Annotated in this window: 21 protein-coding genes; 6 read left to right on the top strand and 15 right to left on the bottom strand. The window is 51.7% G+C overall.

Annotated elements, in window-relative coordinates; translation table 11 throughout:
* Window positions 1-35: 35 nt before the first annotated feature.
* From CA13_RS04460 to CA13_RS04445, 4 genes are all read right to left on the bottom strand, one after another.
* Entirely contained in the window at window positions 36-482 is a 447-nt protein-coding gene (locus tag CA13_RS04460; protein ID WP_146394780.1) for a c-type cytochrome, read from the bottom strand.
* Between the two features lie 57 nt (window positions 483-539).
* Window positions 540-1,892: an MFS transporter gene (locus CA13_RS04455; RefSeq protein ID WP_146394779.1), complete on the bottom strand. Its 1,353-nt coding sequence runs from the start codon at window positions 1,890-1,892 to the stop codon at window positions 540-542.
* Between the two features lie 4 nt (window positions 1,893-1,896).
* A complete protein-coding gene (locus CA13_RS04450; protein ID WP_146394778.1) occupies window positions 1,897-3,045 on the bottom strand; it encodes a methionine adenosyltransferase in 1,149 nt (382 codons plus the stop codon).
* A gap of 167 nt (window positions 3,046-3,212) precedes the next feature.
* Window positions 3,213-3,641, bottom strand: a complete 429-nt coding sequence (locus tag CA13_RS04445) for a DUF2267 domain-containing protein (protein WP_146394777.1) — start codon at window positions 3,639-3,641, stop codon at window positions 3,213-3,215.
* Here CA13_RS04445 and CA13_RS34690 point away from each other — a divergent pair.
* Window positions 3,640-3,780 (top strand): hypothetical protein, encoded by a 141-nt coding sequence (locus CA13_RS34690; RefSeq protein ID WP_419193931.1) that lies wholly within the window; start codon window positions 3,640-3,642, stop codon window positions 3,778-3,780. The genes CA13_RS04445 and CA13_RS34690 overlap by 2 nt on opposite strands.
* A 194-nt stretch (window positions 3,781-3,974) precedes the next feature.
* Here the strand turns inward: CA13_RS34690 and CA13_RS04440 are convergent, their stop codons facing one another.
* The 3 genes from CA13_RS04440 to CA13_RS04430 form a co-directional block, all read right to left on the bottom strand.
* On the bottom strand, window positions 3,975-4,640 hold the full coding sequence (locus tag CA13_RS04440) for a response regulator transcription factor (protein ID WP_146394776.1): 666 nt from the start codon (window positions 4,638-4,640) through the stop codon (window positions 3,975-3,977).
* 424 nt (window positions 4,641-5,064) lie between these two features.
* Window positions 5,065-5,550 (bottom strand): response regulator, encoded by a 486-nt coding sequence (locus tag CA13_RS04435; RefSeq protein WP_146394775.1) that lies wholly within the window; start codon window positions 5,548-5,550, stop codon window positions 5,065-5,067.
* A 57-nt stretch (window positions 5,551-5,607) separates the two neighbouring features.
* A complete protein-coding gene (locus tag CA13_RS04430; RefSeq protein WP_146394774.1) occupies window positions 5,608-5,910 on the bottom strand; it encodes a BON domain-containing protein in 303 nt (100 codons plus the stop codon).
* Between the two features lie 987 nt (window positions 5,911-6,897).
* Between CA13_RS04430 and CA13_RS04425 the strand changes: the two genes are divergently transcribed.
* The 3 genes from CA13_RS04425 to ppsA all read left to right on the top strand — a co-directional run bounded on the left by CA13_RS04425 (window position 6,898) and on the right by ppsA (window position 11,076).
* Window positions 6,898-7,161, top strand: a complete 264-nt coding sequence (locus CA13_RS04425; protein ID WP_146394773.1) for a hypothetical protein — start codon at window positions 6,898-6,900, stop codon at window positions 7,159-7,161.
* A gap of 142 nt (window positions 7,162-7,303) precedes the next feature.
* Entirely contained in the window at window positions 7,304-8,347 is a 1,044-nt protein-coding gene (locus tag CA13_RS04420; RefSeq protein ID WP_146394772.1) for a beta/alpha barrel domain-containing protein, read from the top strand.
* Between the two features lie 320 nt (window positions 8,348-8,667).
* Window positions 8,668-11,076: a phosphoenolpyruvate synthase gene (ppsA, locus tag CA13_RS04415; protein ID WP_146394771.1), complete on the top strand. Its 2,409-nt coding sequence runs from the start codon at window positions 8,668-8,670 to the stop codon at window positions 11,074-11,076.
* Window positions 11,077-11,247: 171 nt separating this feature from the next.
* Here ppsA and CA13_RS04410 read toward each other — a convergent pair whose 3' ends face one another.
* A complete protein-coding gene (locus tag CA13_RS04410) occupies window positions 11,248-11,955 on the bottom strand; it encodes a hypothetical protein (protein ID WP_146394770.1) in 708 nt (235 codons plus the stop codon).
* A 347-nt stretch (window positions 11,956-12,302) separates the two neighbouring features.
* Window positions 12,303-12,902 carry a glycosyltransferase family 2 protein gene (locus CA13_RS04405; protein WP_146394769.1) on the bottom strand — a complete coding sequence of 200 codons (600 nt, stop codon included), beginning with the start codon at window positions 12,900-12,902 and terminating at the stop codon, window positions 12,303-12,305.
* Between the two features lie 213 nt (window positions 12,903-13,115).
* On the opposite strand from CA13_RS04405, the gene CA13_RS04400 reads away from it, so the two are divergent.
* Window positions 13,116-13,583: a RidA family protein gene (locus CA13_RS04400; RefSeq protein WP_146394768.1), complete on the top strand. Its 468-nt coding sequence runs from the start codon at window positions 13,116-13,118 to the stop codon at window positions 13,581-13,583.
* A gap of 34 nt (window positions 13,584-13,617) precedes the next feature.
* Here CA13_RS04400 and CA13_RS04395 read toward each other — a convergent pair whose 3' ends face one another.
* The 3 genes from CA13_RS04395 to CA13_RS04385 all read right to left on the bottom strand — a co-directional run bounded on the left by CA13_RS04395 (window position 13,618) and on the right by CA13_RS04385 (window position 15,666).
* Entirely contained in the window at window positions 13,618-14,232 is a 615-nt protein-coding gene (locus tag CA13_RS04395) for a class I SAM-dependent methyltransferase (RefSeq protein WP_146394767.1), read from the bottom strand.
* Between the two features lie 161 nt (window positions 14,233-14,393).
* Window positions 14,394-14,747 carry a hypothetical protein gene (locus tag CA13_RS04390; RefSeq protein ID WP_146394766.1) on the bottom strand — a complete coding sequence of 118 codons (354 nt, stop codon included), beginning with the start codon at window positions 14,745-14,747 and terminating at the stop codon, window positions 14,394-14,396.
* Between the two features lie 70 nt (window positions 14,748-14,817).
* Window positions 14,818-15,666, bottom strand: coding sequence for a hypothetical protein (locus CA13_RS04385; protein ID WP_146394765.1), 849 nt, complete (start codon window positions 15,664-15,666; stop codon window positions 14,818-14,820).
* A 221-nt stretch (window positions 15,667-15,887) separates the two neighbouring features.
* Between CA13_RS04385 and CA13_RS04380 the strand changes: the two genes are divergently transcribed.
* Window positions 15,888-16,277, top strand: a complete 390-nt coding sequence (locus CA13_RS04380) for a hypothetical protein (protein ID WP_146394764.1) — start codon at window positions 15,888-15,890, stop codon at window positions 16,275-16,277.
* A 272-nt stretch (window positions 16,278-16,549) separates the two neighbouring features.
* Here CA13_RS04380 and CA13_RS34685 read toward each other — a convergent pair whose 3' ends face one another.
* The 3 genes from CA13_RS34685 to CA13_RS04370 form a co-directional block, all read right to left on the bottom strand.
* Window positions 16,550-16,723, bottom strand: coding sequence for a hypothetical protein (locus CA13_RS34685; protein WP_419193930.1), 174 nt, complete (start codon window positions 16,721-16,723; stop codon window positions 16,550-16,552).
* Window positions 16,724-16,881: 158 nt separating this feature from the next.
* On the bottom strand, window positions 16,882-18,234 hold the full coding sequence (locus tag CA13_RS04375) for a hypothetical protein (protein ID WP_146394763.1): 1,353 nt from the start codon (window positions 18,232-18,234) through the stop codon (window positions 16,882-16,884).
* 530 nt (window positions 18,235-18,764) lie between these two features.
* Window positions 18,765-20,129: an integron integrase gene (locus CA13_RS04370; protein WP_419193929.1), complete on the bottom strand. Its 1,365-nt coding sequence runs from the start codon at window positions 20,127-20,129 to the stop codon at window positions 18,765-18,767.
* Window positions 20,130-20,367 lie beyond the last annotated feature (238 nt).

Raw genomic sequence — 20,367 nt, 5'->3', positions numbered from 1 at the left:
AACGACCAACCTTCGGCTTTACTAATTCGTATTTCTTAGTAGTAAGGAATGTACGGTGTCGGCTGGTACTGTTCGACCGTGTACTGTGACTGCAAGAACGCCACTAAGTCAATCAGTTGCTGCACCGTCATCTCGTTGTTGTACAATCGCATCTTTGATTGGCCATCCACTTTGATGGCTTCATCGGCGTACCCCACAGCGAACCGATGCGAAGGATTGATGATCGACGTCACCAAGTCACCATAGGTTCTCACCCGAGTGGTTTTCCCACCTAGCTTGACGATTTCTTCAGACGTCTCGACAGCATCAAATTCAATATCTGTGACGCTGTGGCACGCATAACATTGCAATTGTGCAAACGTGTCTTGTCCACGCTGTACGTCTCCATCGGGCAAGGTAAATCCAGCGGCGGATTTTGGGTCAGCTGTGCATCCCATGCAAGCCAAACATACAACCGAAATAGCAAGTAAGGTAACTTTCATCGAATTGGACTCCCGGTAAGTGGTGAAGCCCAAAACAATGCAATCGGTGTGCCACAATCAAGGGACCGCATCTTTCAGAGACTTAGCATTCCGCGGAGATCGTGGCGCCTCATCCACGTGGCCATCCTTCATCATCCAAAGCAATCCCATGCCAATCACAAACAGTGGCAAAAGTCCGAAAATCGCTAGTCGAGAGCTACCGGAAGTTGCAACGATCAAACCGAACAAAAAGGTACCGAGAAAACTGGTCGCTTTCCCTGATAAGTTAAAGAAACCGAAGTACTTTGCGCTTTCCCCCATGGGGGTCATCGTGGCCATCAATGAACGACTTACCGATTGCGTCCCACCAAGTACAAACGCGACGACGACCGCCATTCCCCAGAAACCGATTTTTGACGCAATGAAAAGCGCGGCAACCAAGACACCAATCCATACTGCTAAAGTTGCCAACAGCGTGCGTTTTTGCCCGAACCAATCCGCACACTTGCCAATCACCAATGCGCCTGGCAAGGCAAGGAATTGGATCATCAGGATCACCGCCATCAACTCGGCTTCCGGAAACGAAAGCTCTTGCAAGGCAAACGTGGACGCTTGGCTGATAATCGTTTGTACGCCATCGTTATAAAAAAGAAAACCAACCAGGAACAGCGCAAGCGGAACATTGACGCGTAAACTTCGTAGCGTTTGAAGCACATCACCAAAGCTATGGCGAATTGCGTCCCTTATCGATCGTTGTTCAGCATGCTTGTTGGGCTGGTCACGAAGAACAACGATTGCGGGCAGCGAAAAAATCCCCCACCAAATGCCCATCAGAACGAGACTGCATCGCAACCTCGCTGACATGGTTTCAATCCCAAGCAAGTGGCCAAACTGCAGGATCATCATCGCAATGAGCAAAGCAATTCCACCACCTAAATATCCTAAACCATAGCCCCAAGACGACGCAGAATTTATCTGTTTCTCATCAACGATCTCGGGCAAAAAACCATTGTAGATGCCTAGCGACAATTCGAGCATCAAGTTCGCCATGACAAACAAGATCACGATAACAACATACATCTGAGGCGGCACGATACCGAGCAAAATAGAGGCGACCGCGCCACTCAGTGCCGTAGCGGCCAACCAACGTCGCTTGCTTGCTCGGGCGTCCGCGATCGCTCCAACCAAAGGTGAAAGTACAGCCCCAAGAAACATCGACAACGAAATACCCCACGCCCAAACGACAGCCCCCGTGTAGCCCCATTGCTCCACTGGAAAGACAACCCGCTGAATGTATGCGACCAAAACCGTTATCAACAATGTCGTGTATGCACTATTGGCCCAATCGTACATCGCCCAACTCAACACCGCTTTGTCGCGAAGCGGATCGCACCATGACGGTCTGTGACGCGATTTGCGGCGAGAGTTCACCGTGCTACAGTGCTCTCTGAACGATCTCCTCAATCGATTTTCTCACATCATTGGGTGTGACACTTGATTCCAAAACAACGTCAACGGAGGTCGACCATGGTTGATCAATCGGGCTTCCAATTTGGCTGCACAACCACACCGTGGCTTCTTGCACCGGAGCGATCGATTGGACGATCTCAGCGGCAATTTTATGTGTCAAGTGATTGTAGATATTACCAACATGGCACATTGTGTTCTTACCTGCGGCCGCTTCATTGCTGGTCGGACGGTTTAGCGAGATCAAGCCGTTAACGGCATTGCCTCGGCCTACTTCTCCGCCATCACCGCTTTCGGCCGATGTGCCGATCACTGTCAAATACATACCCGCCATCGCGCGACTTGGATCGTCCAACATGTTGATGTCAACGGTGACTTCTTCGATTTGATCTCGCAATTCGTTGACAAAACCCACAATCGCTTCGCGGATCGATTGCTTGTTATCGTAGTAACTTGCCGCGGTAGGAATGAATTGATCCACCATCGCCACGGCAATCGTCATTCGTAACTGTTTGTGATGCCTGACCCCCATTACTTTGACATCTTCGCCCGCAAAGGGAAACGGATGTTGAAAATCGGCTGAGTTGATAAAGTGTTCGGTCTCCAAAACGATCCGTTCGGTTTCCGAAAGTGGAGCGTAGCCAACGGCGGCGGAGGTATCGTTGGCGACCGTCACTTCGCGATCAAAGATTCCCGTCAACTCCGCCGACCCAGCCTTGATTTCACTTCGAAAATTCACATCTTTGCGGACATCCATGAATCGCATGTGATTGCGAAGCCAATCCAAAACAGCGGACTCAACAATTTCGTCCACAGGAACATCCTTTTTGCCGAATCGGGTCGTCGCTCGATCACCCGCGATGAATTGCATGGGACGCTCGATTTTCCCACCACCGAGTTTCGGAGAACTCTCACCGGCCACGAGCATCGCTTTGTCCAGATTGTAATGCAACTCCCGACCAAACCGTTCAACATATTCACGCCGCAGTGCTGAGGCAGCTGCCTCCATGACCGAATCACAAATGGAATCTGGATGCCCAAGGCCTTTGCGCTCAACATACTCGAATGGCAAATTCGACGTGGTGATTGCACTCGAGACGCTCAGTTGAATTTCCATCGGAACCTACTCCTGCGCAGCGGCCCATGTCACGCAAACGCAACCAAAAGGCAAACTCGGCGAAAGCCACGATGACTCTTGATACACGCACTCCAACTTGGCCTAAAATGAAGGCGACTACCGTTGCTTTGATCCATGCGACTGCGCGGATCGATTACGCGGACCGATTACGCAGGCCAAAATTCACGGAATTTCACTGGCAACGTCGCTTTGATGTCATCAATCTCGCCTTTGGTAATGTGGCGTGCCATAACACGAAAGACCGCCCAAACCAATTCCTCGGGATCAACTTCGAAATCGCCCGGGAATGCGTCAAAGATATGTTGCAAGAATTCCTCTTTGGTTCGATCAGGCCTTACCGTTCGGTTGGGTCGCCATCCTTCGAAATAGACGCCGCGAACCAGCATCGGTAATTGCGACGACAAATCGACCGCTTCCGCGAGTGGCAATCGGTCACGCAAAGTGTGCAGTACGGCACGAAGTCCATGGTATGCACGCTGCGGATCATCCCAGCACATTTCATCCATCACTTCGTTCACCCATTCGTTTGATTTCTGCACCGTGCTTTCAAAGGCAGCAATTGCTGAAGCATTCATGAAATACGCTCCTATTATGGGCATGTTGTCGATCGAACCACTAACCGGTTTGTTGTTTTCCGACGATCATTGCCAAAGCAGTGCAAAGCGAATGCCACCTCGAGTCGCTTCCTTGCTCACCCACCATCAACCTGCCTGACCAGCAAAGACCATCGACTCGTGACAAACAGTCTGCTCGTGACTAAGGCCTGCACAATCTAATTTGGTCACCGTATTTGGCAACAAATTAAATCGCGGCCCGATAAACACAGCCATTGCATTGAAACACAGCCATTGCATTGAAACACAGCCATTGCATTGAAACACAGCCTTTGCGGAACAGAACATCAATGCTCACGTCTCTTCGATGAACCGAAGCACAGCATGGCGAATTAACTCCGTTGCATTATCAAGCCCGAGTTTCGCTTTGATATTTTCACGGTAGGTTTCAACCGTTTTGGGACTTAGTTCCAACTTATTGGCTATTTCACGAACCGTAATGCCTTGACCAATCAGCTGAAACACCTGCATCTCACGATCCGACAAAGTGTCGATCGGTTCTTTGATACTATCCTCTTCTTTTCCTATTGAGCGTTTCAACAAACGACTCGTCATCGCGTCGCTCAGAAACACTTGACCGCGCAAGATCGTACGAATCGCATCAATGATGAGGGTCCGCGAGTGCTCTTTACTCAAATACCCCATCGCTCCCGCACGAATCGCCCGTTCGGCATATAAACATTCGTCATGCATCGAAAGGCCTAACATCTTGATGCTCGGATCCAGCGCATGAACTTGCTTGATTAGCTCGATGCCGTGCCCCACCTTTAGCGACATATCAACAATCATAAAGTCGGGTCGATTCTGTTCGATCTGTCGCATCGCCTCCGAGGCACCCGACGCTTCGCCACAAACTTGCATGCCGGGCTGATTGGATAGAAACGTCGCTAACCCTTCACGCACCATTGCATGATCGTCAACGATCAAGATCCGAGTTGACTTCTTCGATTCCTGATTCATTCGCATCTCCACTGCTACCGCTGCCCGTCGCTACATGTGGATACGCTTCAAAAACAGAAATTGCATTCCCCGTGCCGTTTGCCCTCAAAACACCTACAACTCACAGAGATTTCGATTGCACAGTGGCCGGAGATCGGCCTAGACGGTAGGGAAAACGAATGAAATCGCCAACCGGATGGACAAGTTTAGAACTCGACCATAATCAGCCCTGGTTCGTCGATCCAAATCTTTGCCGGTTACCAGATAAGCCCTAAATCCAAACGACATTTAATATTCGACGACCGTTTTGCTTGCAACATTTCAGCACACCGCTGGGCGATACTGCACGGTCGCGGCCAGACAATCCCCCAACCATTTATCCAAAAAATGGGTGCGTCACCATCAAATCAGGTCGCGAACAAATGTCTTGGCTTGAGACAATCAATCACTTTAAAGGCTTCGTCGCCGAGCGGAGAATCCCAGGTGCAATGGTTGCTGCCAACAGTTGTTGAACTTGAGATCGAAAGTTCGTGGCCTTGGGCCGGAGCGTCTTAGTCGTCAAAAGCATTTGCTCGCGAAGTTCCGATAATCCAAACGGTTTTCGCAGAACCGCCGAGACGTGAGGCCAGTGGTAAAGACCTTTGATTTGGTTCGTCGATCGAGTTGTCGTCACAATGATGGTCAAATCCTTTTCCCGATAGATCCCTTCACCGTTTTCCGCTTCCCGAACCACGCCAATGAATCCGTCACTTCCTCCCCAAAGCATTTCATCCTCTAGCACCATGATCTCCGGCGATTGTTTTCGCCAAACACTTAAACACTCCAAACCATTGATGGCAGTAGCGACATCGTACCCGTGGCGAGAAAGATAGCGAGCGGCAACGTCAACCCATTCCGGGTCACTGTCAGCGACAAGGACTGTGTTATTCATTTTTCCCCAATGGCGTAACCCGAATCCTCAACCTTCGCGATGTCAATAGCAAAACACCTAGCAGTTGGTGCTTTCCACCATGACTTGATTGTTAATTGTGTGGACACCATCGAGCGTTCGTAATGCTTCCTGCAAAAGTTGCTTATAGAAAAACGTTGGCACTCGACCCGTCAAAACCAACCTGCCATCTCGGCACTCCACCTCAACCGCAGAAGCAAGGCCACGAAAATGTGGGTGAGCAGCGATAATCCGCAATGCTTCTCGCTCAACCCGTTCGGATCGCACTTGGCTCATACACGCGGTTGCATGGATTCGGAAGTACGTCTCGGCGGTGAACTCGGCTGATAGAGTGGCGGGCATACAGGTTTCCTTGAGAATAGGCGAAGTAACGGCTTTCGATTTGCTTAAGTATTTCGAATTCTGCAAGCATCGAACATCGGCAAGAGCCGTTAATTTTGACTAGGGATTATCCTGAAGACATTCGTATACCGGACTCCGCGAAAGCAAAAAAAGCGATCATTCTTGACTGTTCTTCGCAAATTCTGCGCAGCACTATCCGATCGCAGCCTTGCTTCATGGCCTGTTTTACCAACCGCCCCAAGCATCCACGAACTCATCTCGTGGCTCCCCAAAAAGTGCCAACACCGACTCCAATGAAAATAAGCCGCCCCGGTTCCAAACGTTGGCATCACGCTAACGAGCATTGGCACGAATCAAACCGTTAGCTTGAAAGTGCCCCAATGCCAAATCAGAAATGGTTTTGGTCCAGCAACCTCATCCGGCCAACAATGGCACGATGGCCTCGACGGTGAATTGACGCACGCTGATGTGAGCCGCAATACACTAGCCGCGGGTATTTCCAGGGTCACCGGCTAGCGCCGCGCCGCTGATCATTTACGAGGTCTCGCCTAGCATTCGGTCTCGGCTAGCATTCGGTCTCGCCTCGCATTCGGTCTCGCCTAGCATTCGGTCTCGGCTAAGATTTTGGGATTTCCATTGGTCGCGCAAATTAGCAACACTTCTGACTGAATATCCCCAAAACTGCCTCCGACGCCGTAGGGCCAGCCCAAACACGCAATGCGTGCTGAATCGACGCACTTGCATACTTGATTAGCCGTTTACGCACACTCCACGTGTCAGCCCTTCCACGGCAAGCCAAAAAAACGATGCCTAAAAACGTGTGAACATGCTGTGAAAAAACGGTTTGGCATGCATGTTGCGTCAATTCGATCACGGTCTCTACCGACATCAAAACAATCGGCTTGGACACGGCGGTTTCAGCCGAACTCCATAGCAATCCAAGCTGGTGGGTAACCTGCTACGTTGAAAGAAAAAAGGATAATTCGGATGAAAGATCAAGACAAATTGGTTGCGGAACTCGTCCGTGGCCTTAAGCACGAGCGAGATGAATTGAAACTTCAAATGCATCTTGGTACGAAAGAATTGCAGGATCAGTGGGACTCGCTGGACCGCAAATTCGATTCTCTCGATGAACGGTACACACCAATAAAAGAAGCCGTTGGGGAATCGGCGGATGACGTTTACGAAGCAGTAAAACTTGTGGCAAGCGAAATCAGAAGCGGTTTCGATCGCATTCGAAAATGCCTGTAGTCGTGCATGGAGAGAAACAGAGTGATTTCTTTTTAGGTGCACAGTTCGATCTGCGCACGGTTTCGCCTGCCCAAAGTTTTGTTTGCCCACAGTTTCGTCTGAACAGCCAGAAGCATTACCCCCTTCAGCCACCGGACAAACCATGAACTCTGAATTGGCCACTACATTCTTGGGGATAGAGCTGAAGTCACCCGTGATCGCGGGCTCGTGTCCATTGACGATCGAGCCGGAAATGGTCCGTCAACTCGCCTGCGCAGGCGTCGGCGCGATCGTGTTACCTTCAATACTCCAAGAACAGATTCTGTACGCGACGATACGTTCAGTGGACCCGGAACACGCGATCGAGCGCAGCGGCTACCAACCACTGCAAGACCGATACAATGGCGGCGTCGACAACTATCTCGCCGCGATTCGTCAACTAAAACTCTGCGAGCAGATCCCAATTTTCGCCAGCATCAGCGGTTCAAGTGTTGAACATTGGATTGACTATGCCAAGGAAATCCAAGCCGCCGGAGCGGATGCATTGCAATTAAGTTGGCCGCCGATCATCTCGCTTCCCGAAGAATCTTCTGATCAAGTGGAACAGCACTTCGTCGACACGGTTCGCCGTCTATGCGAAAATATTTCGATACCGGTGGCCGTCAAACTACATAAGCGATTCACGAATCTCGCATCGATCGCAAAAAAGTTACAAAATGCGGGCGCCGACGGATTGATTCTCTTTACCCATTTGCCGGAGTGGGATGTCCACATAGACCAAATGCGTTGGACCATTCGATGGGAACTTTCCCCAGTCCATTCCTTAGGTGGAACCCTCGAAGGGATCGTTCATGCTCGCGCTGGCGAACTCGACATTTCAATCGCCGCCAGCGGCGGAGTGCGTTCGGCCGAAGATGCGATCAAGGCGATGATCGCTGGCGCGAACGCAGTGATGGTAACCTCCGAAATCTACCGAGAGGGTCCCGAGGTCGTGCACAAAATGATCGACGGAATCAGCAGGTTCCTCGATAACAGCCCCTACAAATCTCTGCTCGATTTTCTTCAAGCACGACCAAACGTTGAGTTTGGCCCGCTCCGCATGATGCAATTGGAATATTCGGACCCGCTCACTCACATCAACGACTACGTCGACCCGACACCCGTCGCGTCTTTCGAAACGGGCGATTGCTATGGCCACAAAGCATAGACGGGTTTTTCTCAACCCACGACTACCGCTTTCCTAGCCAATGCCCGCTCCACTGCGTGAAGCCCCGCCGCACTGCGTGAAGCCCCGCCCCACTTCGTGAAGCCCCAACACAGTGTTCTGAGTTCTGAAAATTTCCACGCACAAAACTGTGACGCCAAAGCACGTTACGAACCCAATTGTGTGCGAAGTTGTTCACCTTCATTATTTTGTTTCCACAAAAACCATTTGGAACAGAGTTTGCGAAGCTATCACCCTATGCGTCATACCAACAACCTCTTGTTTGGGACGCTAGTTTTGCTTCCTTTAATGCGAGAAATACCATGAGCGTTGTTACCGACGTGTCTACCGATCTTATCCGCTGGTTTGATCAAATTGGTATGGATGATGTTCCGATAGTTGGCGGGAAAAATGCTTCCCTTGGGGAAATGTATCGCCAACTGACGCCGCGCGGAATTCGTGTTCCCAACGGGTTCGCAACCACGGCTGCGGCCTATCGAATGTTTCTCAATGAAACCGGTTTGGACGAAAAAATCTCGCAAATCCTCAGCGGCATAAACGTCGGAGACATCGATAATCTTCAGCATCATGGCATGGCCATTCGCCACCTAATCTTGGACACGCCTCTTCCCGAACCCATCTCGCACGCGATCGTCGAAGCCTACCACCACCTTTGCGAAGAACGGCATGACTTAGCCGATGTCGCTGTGCGTAGCAGTGCCACGGCCGAAGATCTTCCCGACGCTAGTTTCGCGGGCCAACAAGAAACGTACTTGAATGTTCGTGGCCAAGCTTCCGTGCTGGACGCTTGCCGTCGTTGCTTTGCCTCGTTGTTCACCGACCGAGCAATCTCGTACCGTGCCAATCACGGATACGATTCGATGCGTGTCGCGTTGTCGATCGGCGTTCAACAAATGGTTCGCTCCGACTTGGCAACTTCAGGCGTGATGTTTTCGATTGATACCGAAACCGGATTCCGTGACGCTGTGCTGATTAACGCAGCCTTTGGCCTTGGTGAAAATGTCGTGCAGGGAAGCGTCAATCCAGACGAATACTATGTATTTAAACCGACCCTCAAGAAAGGATTCCGCCCAATCCTAAACAAAACTATCGGCACCAAAGCGATGAAAATGGTGTACGACATTGGCGGCAGCAAAATGACCAAGAACGTTCCGGTTAGCCCCGAGCAAGCGAATTGCTTTGCTCTAGAAGACGATGATATCTTGCAATTGGCACGTTGGGCTTGCCAGATTGAAGATCACTACAGCCAACTTCGTGGACAAGCATGCCCGATGGATATGGAATGGGCAAAGGACGGGCGGACAGGCGATTTGTTCATCGTACAGGCACGTCCCGAGACCGTTCAATCCCGCAAGTCGCCGACGACACTCGAAAGATACCACCTCCGAGAACGCTCATCGATACTATTAACCGGACGGTCGATCGGGGAAAAAATTAGCTCCGGACCCGTACGGCTCATTCGTGATGTCCACGGTTTGGCTGGCTTTCGCGATGGCGAAATCCTCGTCACCGACAAAACCGACCCCGACTGGGAACCGGTCATGAAACGAGCCGCCGGGATTGTCACTAACCGTGGCGGGCGTACTTGTCATGCCGCGATCGTCAGTCGTGAACTTGGGCTCCCAGCGATCGTCGGAACACTTAACGCCACCGAAGTCTTGAATGACGGCCAAACCGTTACGATCAGTTGCGCCGAAGGAGATGAAGGCATCGTCTACCAAGGTGCGTTACCGTTCGACGTCGAGTCCGTCGACCTGAGCGACCAACAACGCCCAAATACCAAAATCATGATGAATGTCGCGACTCCGGACCAAGCGTTCGCATTCTCTGCTATCCCCAACGATGGCGTCGGACTCGCACGAGAAGAATTTATCATTAGCAACTATGTCAAAGTGCATCCGCAGGCATTGTTGGACTACGATCAACTTGATGACGATACACGAGCCGCCGTTGACAAGGCAACCATGGGCTACCACGACAAACCCAAATTCTACATCGACCGACTAGCCGAAGGCATCGCCATGATCGCGTCGGCATTTTTTCCCAAAGACGTGATTGTCCGATTGAGCGATTTCAAAACGAACGAATACGCCAACCTGGTCGGCGGTGCAAAGTATGAACCCAAAGAAGACAACCCAATGCTAGGATTTCGTGGTGCATCACGATACTATTCCCCGCAATTTCGAGACGCCTTTGGACTTGAATGTAAAGCGGCACGAAAAGTTCGTGATGAAATGGGGCTCCGCAATGTCAAACTGATGATTCCGTTTTGCCGGACCGTTGAAGAGGGCCGAAAAGTTCAAGAAGAAATGGCAAGGTATGGATTAGTTCGCGGACAAGACGGCTTGGAAATCTATGTCATGTGCGAAATCCCCAGCAACGTGATTCTGGCTGATCAATTCGCCGAAATCTTCGACGGCTTTTCGATCGGATCCAATGACCTGACTCAACTCACACTCGGTATCGATCGCGACTCGGAAATTGTCGCTCACGTCTTTGACGAAAACAACGAAGCGGTCAAACGATCCATTTCATCCGTGATAAAAACCGCCAAAGCCAAAGGAGCGAAAATCGGCATCTGCGGACAAGCTCCCAGCGACTACCCCGAGTTCGCTGCATTCCTAGTCAAAGAAGGGATCGATAGCATGTCGCTAACTCCCGACGCAGTCCTCAAAACCACCATGCATGTGCTGGAAGTCGAGAAGCAATGATCCCGAACCGGTATTGATCACTGAAATCTCGACAAATACATCGGATCCAATCGAAGGAAAACGTTTCTGCACACGCGTCGCGAATGGTTTCCGTTGATATCAAGTAGCCCGCTTGATGATGTCGTGCCTCAACGTCAATTTATCCATTCGTCAATTTATCCATTCGCCAATTCACCCATCCTTCGGAGTGTCGCGTTCCACAATTTCCTTCCTCAGTCGTTGCATGCGAGCGAGTTCCTTTTCCATGCAAGCGATCTCTTCATCAATCGATGCGATGTTGCGACGGTCCACTGGCATCAGCAAATCCTCTCGCGACGATTCCATCCTGCCGATGCGGTGCAAAATGGGGATAACAAGCGTGATCGCCGCAGCGACAATCGACATCGTTGCCACCAACCGCCATATTCCCTCCGATTCAATCTCGCCAAAAATGATCGTCGCTAACAGTACCGCCAAGCCAAATATCACTTGACATCCAATCCAATACACCCATTGGAAACGACCGACCAACCTTGCGATGGACAACAAACAAACATGAACGGTCGCGACACCAAAAATCGAAACCACCGCCGAGATTTTCCAGTAGACTTCGGAGTCCACGTCGCCCCACATGCCCAGCAACAACATTGCGGCGGTGATACCCGTCATCACCAAACCGGCCTTTGGCAACAAATTCAAACCGAACGGCGTCTTCGATAGATCGCATGCCAAACCGCATAAGCTCGCAACCGCGATAACCACAGTGGTCAACATGACTCGAACCTCAAGCCACCCCCAAGTATTGCGAAGCACCAACAGAATGCCCAGAATCGCTCCCAATAACACGGAAACAATCAAAGCGTACAACAGCGGCTTTTTAAGACCTCTCGAATCGGACATCCTATGATTCCTGTGCTTCAGGGAGTAATCATCACATAGTCATCGCGTCATCATCACATACTCATCGCGAGTTTCGAACGCTTCACTGTAACTCCCGAGCCCATCACCCCGCAGAGCGATACGCGGAATTCGGAATATTTCAAAGCAATTCCGAGAAGGTTTGCCGACACGGCGATCGACACAACCATTAGCACATCAATCGCTCCTGCGAATCGATTCTGCATTTCGACCCGTTGATCGCAGTTGTCGTGATTGCAGGTGTCGTGATTGCAGGTGTCGTGATTGCATTAGACCGCCTCCCCAAAGGCCCCCCTTAGGCTCATGGAAGCGTGCTTATTGATGCGTGCTCATGGAAGCGAAGTCGACCGCATCGTTTCGCTTTCCAATCGCACCCTCTCGCCCGCACGGCCTGCCAATCGTTGAAGGTGAGGTCTACGCACCATTTGCATACAACATGGCTGAACCGCCTGCTTCTTTTCTTCCGCGTCCTTTTCCAATTGTCGCTCCGCTGCCGCGCCCCATGCTCGCAGCCGACGAAGCAACGCAGGCGACAATGGCTGCGGACGACTCTCGGCTCGCGCCGCGACAACGCTACGATCTTCGCTCATTTTCAACAGCCGTTGAAGATCTTCGATCCGAACCGACGAGTCCGACTCTTGAATGAAAACCAATTCGCCCCGCGACCGCTCCAGTCCCGTTTGACCCGCCGCCTCCATGCCGCGTGGTCGACTGTGCCGCGCAACGCGGACTTGCGGATTCCGAGAGACCAATTCGTCGAGCACTTCCGCCGTCGAATCACGACTACCATCATCAACAACAACAATCTCTGCCGGATCGCTACTCAGACTCTCCAACGCTTCGAGAACCTGTTCGACCCGCGCGACGATACGATGCTCACCGTCACGCACCGGCAAGACGACCGATATCTTGGTGGGGTTATTCATCATCAGACACACTCATTGAAAATTCACTCGCAATTGCCAATACCTTGGCAAATCACTGGACAGCCCTTGGAAATGTCTTCGGCGAAAGATTTGCCGGTCTGGAGATCGAAATGTTTTGATCCCAATGTGACCATCATTCCTTCCGTGACGATTTTTCATATATTAACCACCTCGACGGTTGCCCTACTCACAAAACAATTCGTAAAAAAGACAAGCATGAATCCACAAGCCAAATTAAATCAACTCGCGATCACCCTACCTGAAAGCCCAAAAGCATTGGGGCTGTATAAACCTGTCATCGTCGTTGGAAACTTGGCTCACTTGTCAGGCCACGGTCCAATCGGCGTTGACAAGAAATTGATCACCGGGCGACTCGGCCTCGACATGGACGTGCAAGCCGGATTCGACGCAGCACGATTAACCGGATTGTCGATGTTGGCAACCCTCCAATCGCATCTCGGAAATCTGGATAAAATCAAACGGCTGGTAAAGCTGGTAGGTCTTGTCCGCTGTACCGACGACTTCGACCAACAACCCGCCGTCATCAATGGATGTAGCGAACTGTTTCGCGACGTCTTTGGCGAAGACGCCGGTGTCGGAGCCCGCAGCGCAATCGGAGCAACATCGCTACCCGGAAAGATGGCAGTCGAGATCGAAGCAATCTTCGAAATTACAGCACCCTAGGCATCTCTACTCATCACTTAGGCCATCTGATCACTTAGGAGCGTTTTCGCCACAGCCGCACATCGTTCGGGCCGCAAAACTGCATTAACAATGCCCCCCGTGCAGCATGCCGCTGAAACACTCGTTCGTGAAAGTCATCCTCGCCCGGCCACGGATAGGAATACACGATCGCAAAATCGTCTAGGTCCAATCCGATCATTTCATAAGCCGATTCCACCGCGTGTCCGAGACTCGGTAACGTTGGGTCATCCGCAAGATGCTCGGCATCCGCAGGCAAAAAATTGCCGCACACCAATTCAAGGTTGACGTTCCAATCCTTCGTCAACCCACGCCCTTGATCAAGGAGGTCCGCTTCCGCTTCGATCCCGATCACGTCCAAATCCAACGTCGACGCCAAAGCGCTAACAACCGCGAACCCGCATCCCCACTCCAAAAACCGCCGACCAATTAACATCTGCGACTCAATCGCCCAAGCAAGGGTTTGGTAAACCAATTCGTAATCCGCCGCAACAAACTGTTCCATCAGGGGGCGGTCCCAGCGATCCTGAAACGCTTCGATACGATTTCGAGCATCGTTGATCCAAAGGCGGATTTCCGGGGAAACAACTCGCCGGTCAACCGACGATGGAATGGAAATTCGTTCTAACAAGATAACGACGCAAAAATTCGAGTGGACAGCGATCAATGATCGCGGGAAATGGATAAGCCGGCACGCATTTTCCAAGGCCGGATACAGCCGCTGGAAACCACACCCTATAAAGAACTTGCTCGCATGAAAACCCACGTGCTATCCACACACACCAACACACGTCAAACCAAACCCTCGTCTGGATACACGTCCAATTCCGGGTTCGTGCAACCTGTCCAACCAAGCTCGGCAATATCACGCAGATCGGCCCACCGACTCTGTTTCCCCCACAACGGCTCGCTACAAATCGGACATCGCGCGTCACAGGCATCCGGGTATTGATGTGGCGTCGACGTATCGGGCTCCAACCAAATGGCTTCGCATTCGTCACAAACGATCAACCCGTGCGGCTTGACCAATTCGTAATGCCCCACCAATTCGTTGGTTTCGTCGTTGGCATTCAAGCCACAGATTCGGACACCACAAAGCCCACCGCCACAAATCGGACAAAAGTCAATGGAATGTTTCGGACTCACGGTTAGTCAATCTCCGGAATTAAGAAAACGATGCTTTACAGGACAAGAAATCAGAACAAGATGCCAACACTTACATCGGATACGCGGTAATCACTCGTGTCCCCTCAAGGACCATGCGGACACGGCGAGCCATCGGCTTCCGTTTTCGATTGCCATCGCGTCCCCCGACGTAGCCGATCCGACCTCCCATGTCGACCGTGTAAATCGTTCGACCATCGTCTGTACGTTTGGTCGTTCGCGTACCCTTTTTGGCTCGCTCGTAAGCTTTGTCAATCGTCTTTAACGCCCCTTCCATCTCACCATCAAACACCCCATGACTGCCCGCGCGCGATGGGTTGTCTTTGGTGTGCCGACGTAAATGCTCAAGCCGATGCCCCTCGGCACTGCCCGGCACATACTGCAAACCCGCCGGCGACATGTACCGCTTCGGTGACACTTCGCGGAGCAATCCGTAAAGCAAATCCGAATCACCCGCCCCTTCGACCTGCTTTGCATCGATCTGGCGCGACGAAGAACTGGCTGGCGAAACCGTTGCCGACTTCGCGCCACTCTTGGTCGGACTCATTCGGTCCGCCAACGGGCCTCGCGCTCGCTCGCTCATCCCCGGCTGACTCGTACCCGACTTAGCCGAGTCCTGTTTTACCGTTGCTGAATTCGCCGTGCCGCTTGACGACGGCTTGCTGGCGGTCCGCTTCTTTTCGGACGTTTGCGTCTCGCCCCTTTGCAGTGAACTAGAATTGTCCGAAACCTCTGCGACCGCCCCTTGCCCCGCTTGATTCGATCTCAAAGCGGGCAAGTTCAAACCGTACCGGTCGTTGAGGACCGGTTGAGCAAATGAGTAAATGCCGACAAGGACGACGATACCAATCGCACCGAGTGACGATTTTCCCCGCCCCGACTGTTTTGTATTGAATTTCATTGAAAAAATTTCCGCGCGGATTTTCCGACCCCACCCCTTTTGCAGGGGCCATCACCCCATCGATGATTGACAGCTCAAAAGAACTCTCCGCTGAATCGCGAAGGGAACTTGCACTACACCCATTTTTCGACGATCGTAACGTGCCAACGACTCGCCAATGATTATACACACCTTTTGAATTAGAAACGGGCGTACACGAATATGCCTGAGGAGACCCAATAATGAAAATAAGTATTTTGAACCTTTTCGTTGCCTGCGGACTGGCTTTGTCCGTCGCAGGCCAATCATCGGCTGCCGAACCGGGATGGTCACCCGTCGTCGTCGCAACCGGGGCGTACCGACAACAAATCAAATCGACGCCAATCGAAAATCGCCCCTACCGCCCAGGCCACTTTTACGGAAACACAGTGCGCCGCCGCTATCATCGAGGCACCGCGATGCCTACACCCGCTGACATCGCCGCCCCATTGATGGCCGCACCGCAATACAACGCACCGCAATACAACGCACCGCAATACAACGCACTGCAATACAACGCACGAAAATATGTAGTACCAAGCTACACACGCCCCGTTTACCCTTACTCCAATAGCTTCTACCGAGGCTATTAGGCCATTCTTACGGCATCGTTTCTTACGGCATCGATCCGCACGCATGCTTGATCGATCAACCACGCGGATGGCTACTCGGTGCCAAACTCCCGGACACCAGCATCCTGCTTAGGATTACTTACTAGGTCACCTCTCCCGCCTGCGCAAGAGGTTGACGTCTCCGCGCGAGAGGTTGACGCCTCCTGCGCGCGGTTGGCGACTCGAAGCCGGGCAAGGGTTTTACCAGCGGGCTAATGTCCCTAAGGTCCGAAAAATGGATTTGCCCTGGATGGCTACTTCGATTCCTTCAACTGCTTCGCCTCGGCTTCTAACTTCGCAACTTCATCTTCCAGTTGCTTCAGCTCCTCGGCATCATCTGCTTGAGCGCGAGAACCCGCCAACCGAGGACGCAAACTGGTGAGTTTTTTGTTGATGACTTCGAGACGTTTTTTGGCTTTCTTGTCCATGCGTCTAAGCTTCGCCCTTTAAGAATATTGTGTAACAGAATCATGCGTCCGCATCTGCGGCCCAACGCCAGTAACGGCCCAATCTGCCCGCAGCACGCGACGCACTTCATTTCAAAACGCCGAGTGTACCGGAATTGTCTCCTCCTTGTAGAGACCGGCTAAAACATTCCACCCATGCCGCCACCCATTCCACCACCCATTCCACCCATGCCGCCACCCATGCCGCCGCCCATGCCGCCACCATACGGCTGGACACCCGGAACCGCAGTTGCCGGGTTCTCCGGCTCACCGCCAAAGTGGTTTTCGCGAAGCACGTCAATCAACGCCTCGATTTGACGGTGCATCGAAAACGTCGCGCTGACAATCAATGCAGGACGTGCCGTCTGTAATGACGACATCGTCGACGATCCCCCCATCGCTTCCCATTGATCCGGCTCGATCGACGCTTGAATCACCTGCATGATCGAACCGAGATAACCCCTTGCCACCCCGGTTCCCTCCAACCAATAAATGCGACTCATTCCCTTTGATTCACGCGCTTCCCGTGTCGTTACCGTCAACGTGTCGCCTTGGACATTCAACGTTAAATCAACAGACCCCAGCAATAGATCCAAAAGGCTTTCTAATTTGACATCCTTTCGCACCAAAGAAACGGGCGTGTCCGTCGTTAACCCAATTTCTTCAAGCGATCGTGCATCAACAAGAATCGGCAAATCATGCTCGGCCGAAAGGACACTCAGTGCTTCCTTAAGCGGCGTATCCGAAAAATTAGCATCCGCTTGCGATTCCAACGCCCTCTCGATTGCACCAGCCGCCTCGGCATCAACACTCAGCCATCGCGATGTTGCAATCCCTTGATGCACCAGTGCACTCGGATCCGCCGTGATCACCAATCCCTCGTCCTCGACCACTCCTTTTAAACCAAGTGGCCGAAGCATCTGACGCAGCGCCGTTCGCAATGGTATTTCCCCAGATGCCTGAAAATCGACCATCGCCTCCTCCGCCTTCAACTCCGCGAACGCGACTCCGCGATCATCCAACATCACCGGCACCCCAACTTCTTCGCTCAAAACCCTCGGCAAATCCTTCAACAAACTCGATACCGAAAAGGAATACAATTCATCGAGTTGCTCCATCGTCGTTTGCGCAACTTTCGTCGCAGTGCCCCCAGCCCCACCTTCCGAGGATACGGCTCGTTGAGACGGAGCCACTCCTGGCATCCCCGCATGCTGAACGACATGGGGCTGAACGCCCTGAGGCTGAACAACCTGAGGCTGAACACCAGCCCCATGCTGTGCACCCCGCGGTTGCGGCGGTTCGGCAACAACCTCGGCGGTCAAACCACCCAGCTGCCCCAGGAACACATGCGGAGCCAATTCGATTCCCTTTTCGACAATCACCGCATCATTCACACAATCTCGCTCGCTCCGTTCGTCTGGGGCTTCCGCCACCGCAAGACCAACCAACATCAAACCCGCAACCACAGCAATACTCAAGCGAACATTGAACATAAGACGAGTTCCTTCAGAGAGAAAAGTAGGTCGAAAATCATTATCGCAACCATCTAGAATAGTGGATCGAGAGCCCGAAAATGCACACACTCCACAATGATTGTCGGCTTTTCCGATAACAACCGCCCAAGCACCCATCACCCAACCGCCCATCACCCGCCTTACCAACCACCAATCGAGCCGCTGTTGGCCACAACCCTTCGAAACACCCTGCAAAAAGTCCCTGTGACGAGATCAATCAAACTGGGCCAATCCGGTTCCCGCATCCAATTGTCTCCGCAGCCGATCACAACTCAAGAACTTCGTCCCCAATCACGGTGACTGGCCAGCAACGAAAGACGTCATAAACACGCAAAAATACCTAAGCAAACTATCCCGTAGCTTGAATATGCCATTTCCATATGTCGCTGCACAAAATGTCTAGCATTGCCCATCTCATCCCGCTACACTGAACGCTTGCAGCAATCAGGATTCTCACCTTTCGGGTCACCCACGGTACCGAAGGTGCAGATAACTACACCTGATCCCCCTCAACCAAGCTCACAGGGTGCCGACGACAACCCATCAAGCGGACTCGTCACTGCCAATCCTGGACGATTCATCACGTGCGTATAAATCATCGTCGTTTTCACGTCCTTGTGCCCCAACAACTCTTGCACCGTGCGAATATCAGCACCATTTTCTAACATGTGCGTTGCAAATGAATGCCTCAGCGTATGAGGCGTCGCTAACTTTTCGATCTCCGTTCGCCCAAGCGCATTCTTCATCGCATTGGCAAACGTTCTCTCGTGAACATGATGCCGTCGCTGCGAACCGCTACGAGGATCACGCGAAAGCTGACGTGATGGAAACAAATACTGCCAACCAAATTCACGCCCCGCATTGGGATACTTCCTCGCCAAAGCATTCGGCAAATATACATCCCCCAAACCTTGCTCTAAATCCATCTCATGCACCAAACGCGACTGCTGAATCTGATTTTGCAGCGACCGTATCGCCACTTCGGGTAACACAGTCACTCGGTCCTTCTGCCCCTTCGCCTTGCGAACCACAATCTGACGAGAATCAATACAGAGGTCCTTGATACGTAGCGTCCGACACTCCTTGTGCCGCAGCCCACTTCCATACATCAACAAAAACATCGTTCGCTTGTAGCCAATCATCCAGTGTATTAACTCGCTAACCTCCGACTTCGTTAACACAACCGGCAGAAAAACACTGGTCTTCGCCGTCAACCGAGAAATCATCGACATCTCCCGGCAAAGCACATGTTTGTAGTAACACAATATCGCATGAAGTGCCTGATTCTGAGTCGAACCAACCACGTCCGTTAACGCCAAATCCGTCAAAAACTCTCCGATCTCTCGCTCCCCATAGCGTTCCAAGTTTTCGTCGTCCAAATGATTGATGAAACGATAGACCCAACTCACATACGCTCGCTCAGTCGACAAAGGTGTCTTCTTTAAACGAAAGTGCACACGAAGCCGCTGAATCGCCTCCGGCTCGTTCTCATCGATCAATCCCGCAGAACCTTCACCAGCAACGACCGAGATTTCTCCGTCTCCATCAGCCCGAGCTTTCTCCCACTCCGCAATCTCACCAAGAACCCGCTTCACTTCCGAAAAATCAACAAAACTGCTTGGCTTCAATACAAAATGTTGATAAGTGTCAATCGCACGGACACATTGCAAACGTTTCCAAGCAGGAGTTCCCGAATCCCTCAAACTCTGCGAAAATCGAATCACATCGTCATGACCAAATTGGATTCGCTTAGCCGATTTTCCCCGCTCTCCTAATTGAAACTGCGCAAACGACATCATCCACCGTGGAAACCAAACCTGATCTTTCCCCACGACATATCGATGACAGACATATTCAAACTCGGCTAAAGACATACAGCTTTCCCCAATAGCTAATGGCCAATAGAATGAGCGGCGAAATCGATAACGCCACAACTGTGAACAAAACGTCACTGCAGAAGATTAAGCGGTCCCCATTGCGGCGTCAAGCGTTAACCATGGGGATATAATCAACCGCTAGCATTGCCAGCTACCCGTTTAAGCAAACGAGTTATCACACGGCTCAGTCGTGTGATAACAAGACATATCAGTAGCTAACCCGTATATAAACAAT

This window comes from Novipirellula herctigrandis, assembly GCA_007859835.1.
In the GTDB taxonomy this organism is placed as follows: domain Bacteria; phylum Planctomycetota; class Planctomycetia; order Pirellulales; family Pirellulaceae; genus Novipirellula_A; species Novipirellula_A herctigrandis.
This window is presented reverse-complemented; position numbering and strand designations above follow the sequence as displayed.

Bases quoted from the DNA above. Each gene is read 5' to 3' on its own strand.
- CA13_RS04405 (WP_146394769.1), bottom strand. From the start codon at position 12,902: ATGATGAATAACCCCACCAAGATATCGGTCGTCTTGCCGGTGCGTGAC.
- CA13_RS34690 (WP_419193931.1), top strand. From the start codon at position 3,640: ATGAAATACGCTCCTATTATGGGCATGTTGTCGATCGAACCACTAACC.
- CA13_RS04450 (WP_146394778.1), bottom strand. From the start codon at position 3,045: ATGGAAATTCAACTGAGCGTCTCGAGTGCAATCACCACGTCGAATTTG.
- CA13_RS04445 (WP_146394777.1), bottom strand. From the start codon at position 3,641: ATGAATGCTTCAGCAATTGCTGCCTTTGAAAGCACGGTGCAGAAATCA.
- CA13_RS04380 (WP_146394764.1), top strand. From the start codon at position 15,888: ATGAAAATAAGTATTTTGAACCTTTTCGTTGCCTGCGGACTGGCTTTG.
- CA13_RS04420 (WP_146394772.1), top strand. From the start codon at position 7,304: ATGAACTCTGAATTGGCCACTACATTCTTGGGGATAGAGCTGAAGTCA.
- CA13_RS04385 (WP_146394765.1), bottom strand. From the start codon at position 15,666: ATGAAATTCAATACAAAACAGTCGGGGCGGGGAAAATCGTCACTCGGT.
- CA13_RS04435 (WP_146394775.1), bottom strand. From the start codon at position 5,550: ATGAATAACACAGTCCTTGTCGCTGACAGTGACCCGGAATGGGTTGAC.
- ppsA (WP_146394771.1), top strand. From the start codon at position 8,668: ATGAGCGTTGTTACCGACGTGTCTACCGATCTTATCCGCTGGTTTGAT.
- CA13_RS04425 (WP_146394773.1), top strand. From the start codon at position 6,898: ATGAAAGATCAAGACAAATTGGTTGCGGAACTCGTCCGTGGCCTTAAG.
- CA13_RS34685 (WP_419193930.1), bottom strand. From the start codon at position 16,723: ATGGACAAGAAAGCCAAAAAACGTCTCGAAGTCATCAACAAAAAACTC.
- CA13_RS04410 (WP_146394770.1), bottom strand. From the start codon at position 11,955: ATGTCCGATTCGAGAGGTCTTAAAAAGCCGCTGTTGTACGCTTTGATT.
- CA13_RS04375 (WP_146394763.1), bottom strand. From the start codon at position 18,234: ATGTTCAATGTTCGCTTGAGTATTGCTGTGGTTGCGGGTTTGATGTTG.
- CA13_RS04400 (WP_146394768.1), top strand. From the start codon at position 13,116: ATGAATCCACAAGCCAAATTAAATCAACTCGCGATCACCCTACCTGAA.
- CA13_RS04460 (WP_146394780.1), bottom strand. From the start codon at position 482: ATGAAAGTTACCTTACTTGCTATTTCGGTTGTATGTTTGGCTTGCATG.
- CA13_RS04370 (WP_419193929.1), bottom strand. From the start codon at position 20,129: ATGTCTTTAGCCGAGTTTGAATATGTCTGTCATCGATATGTCGTGGGG.
- CA13_RS04440 (WP_146394776.1), bottom strand. From the start codon at position 4,640: ATGAATCAGGAATCGAAGAAGTCAACTCGGATCTTGATCGTTGACGAT.
- CA13_RS04430 (WP_146394774.1), bottom strand. From the start codon at position 5,910: ATGCCCGCCACTCTATCAGCCGAGTTCACCGCCGAGACGTACTTCCGA.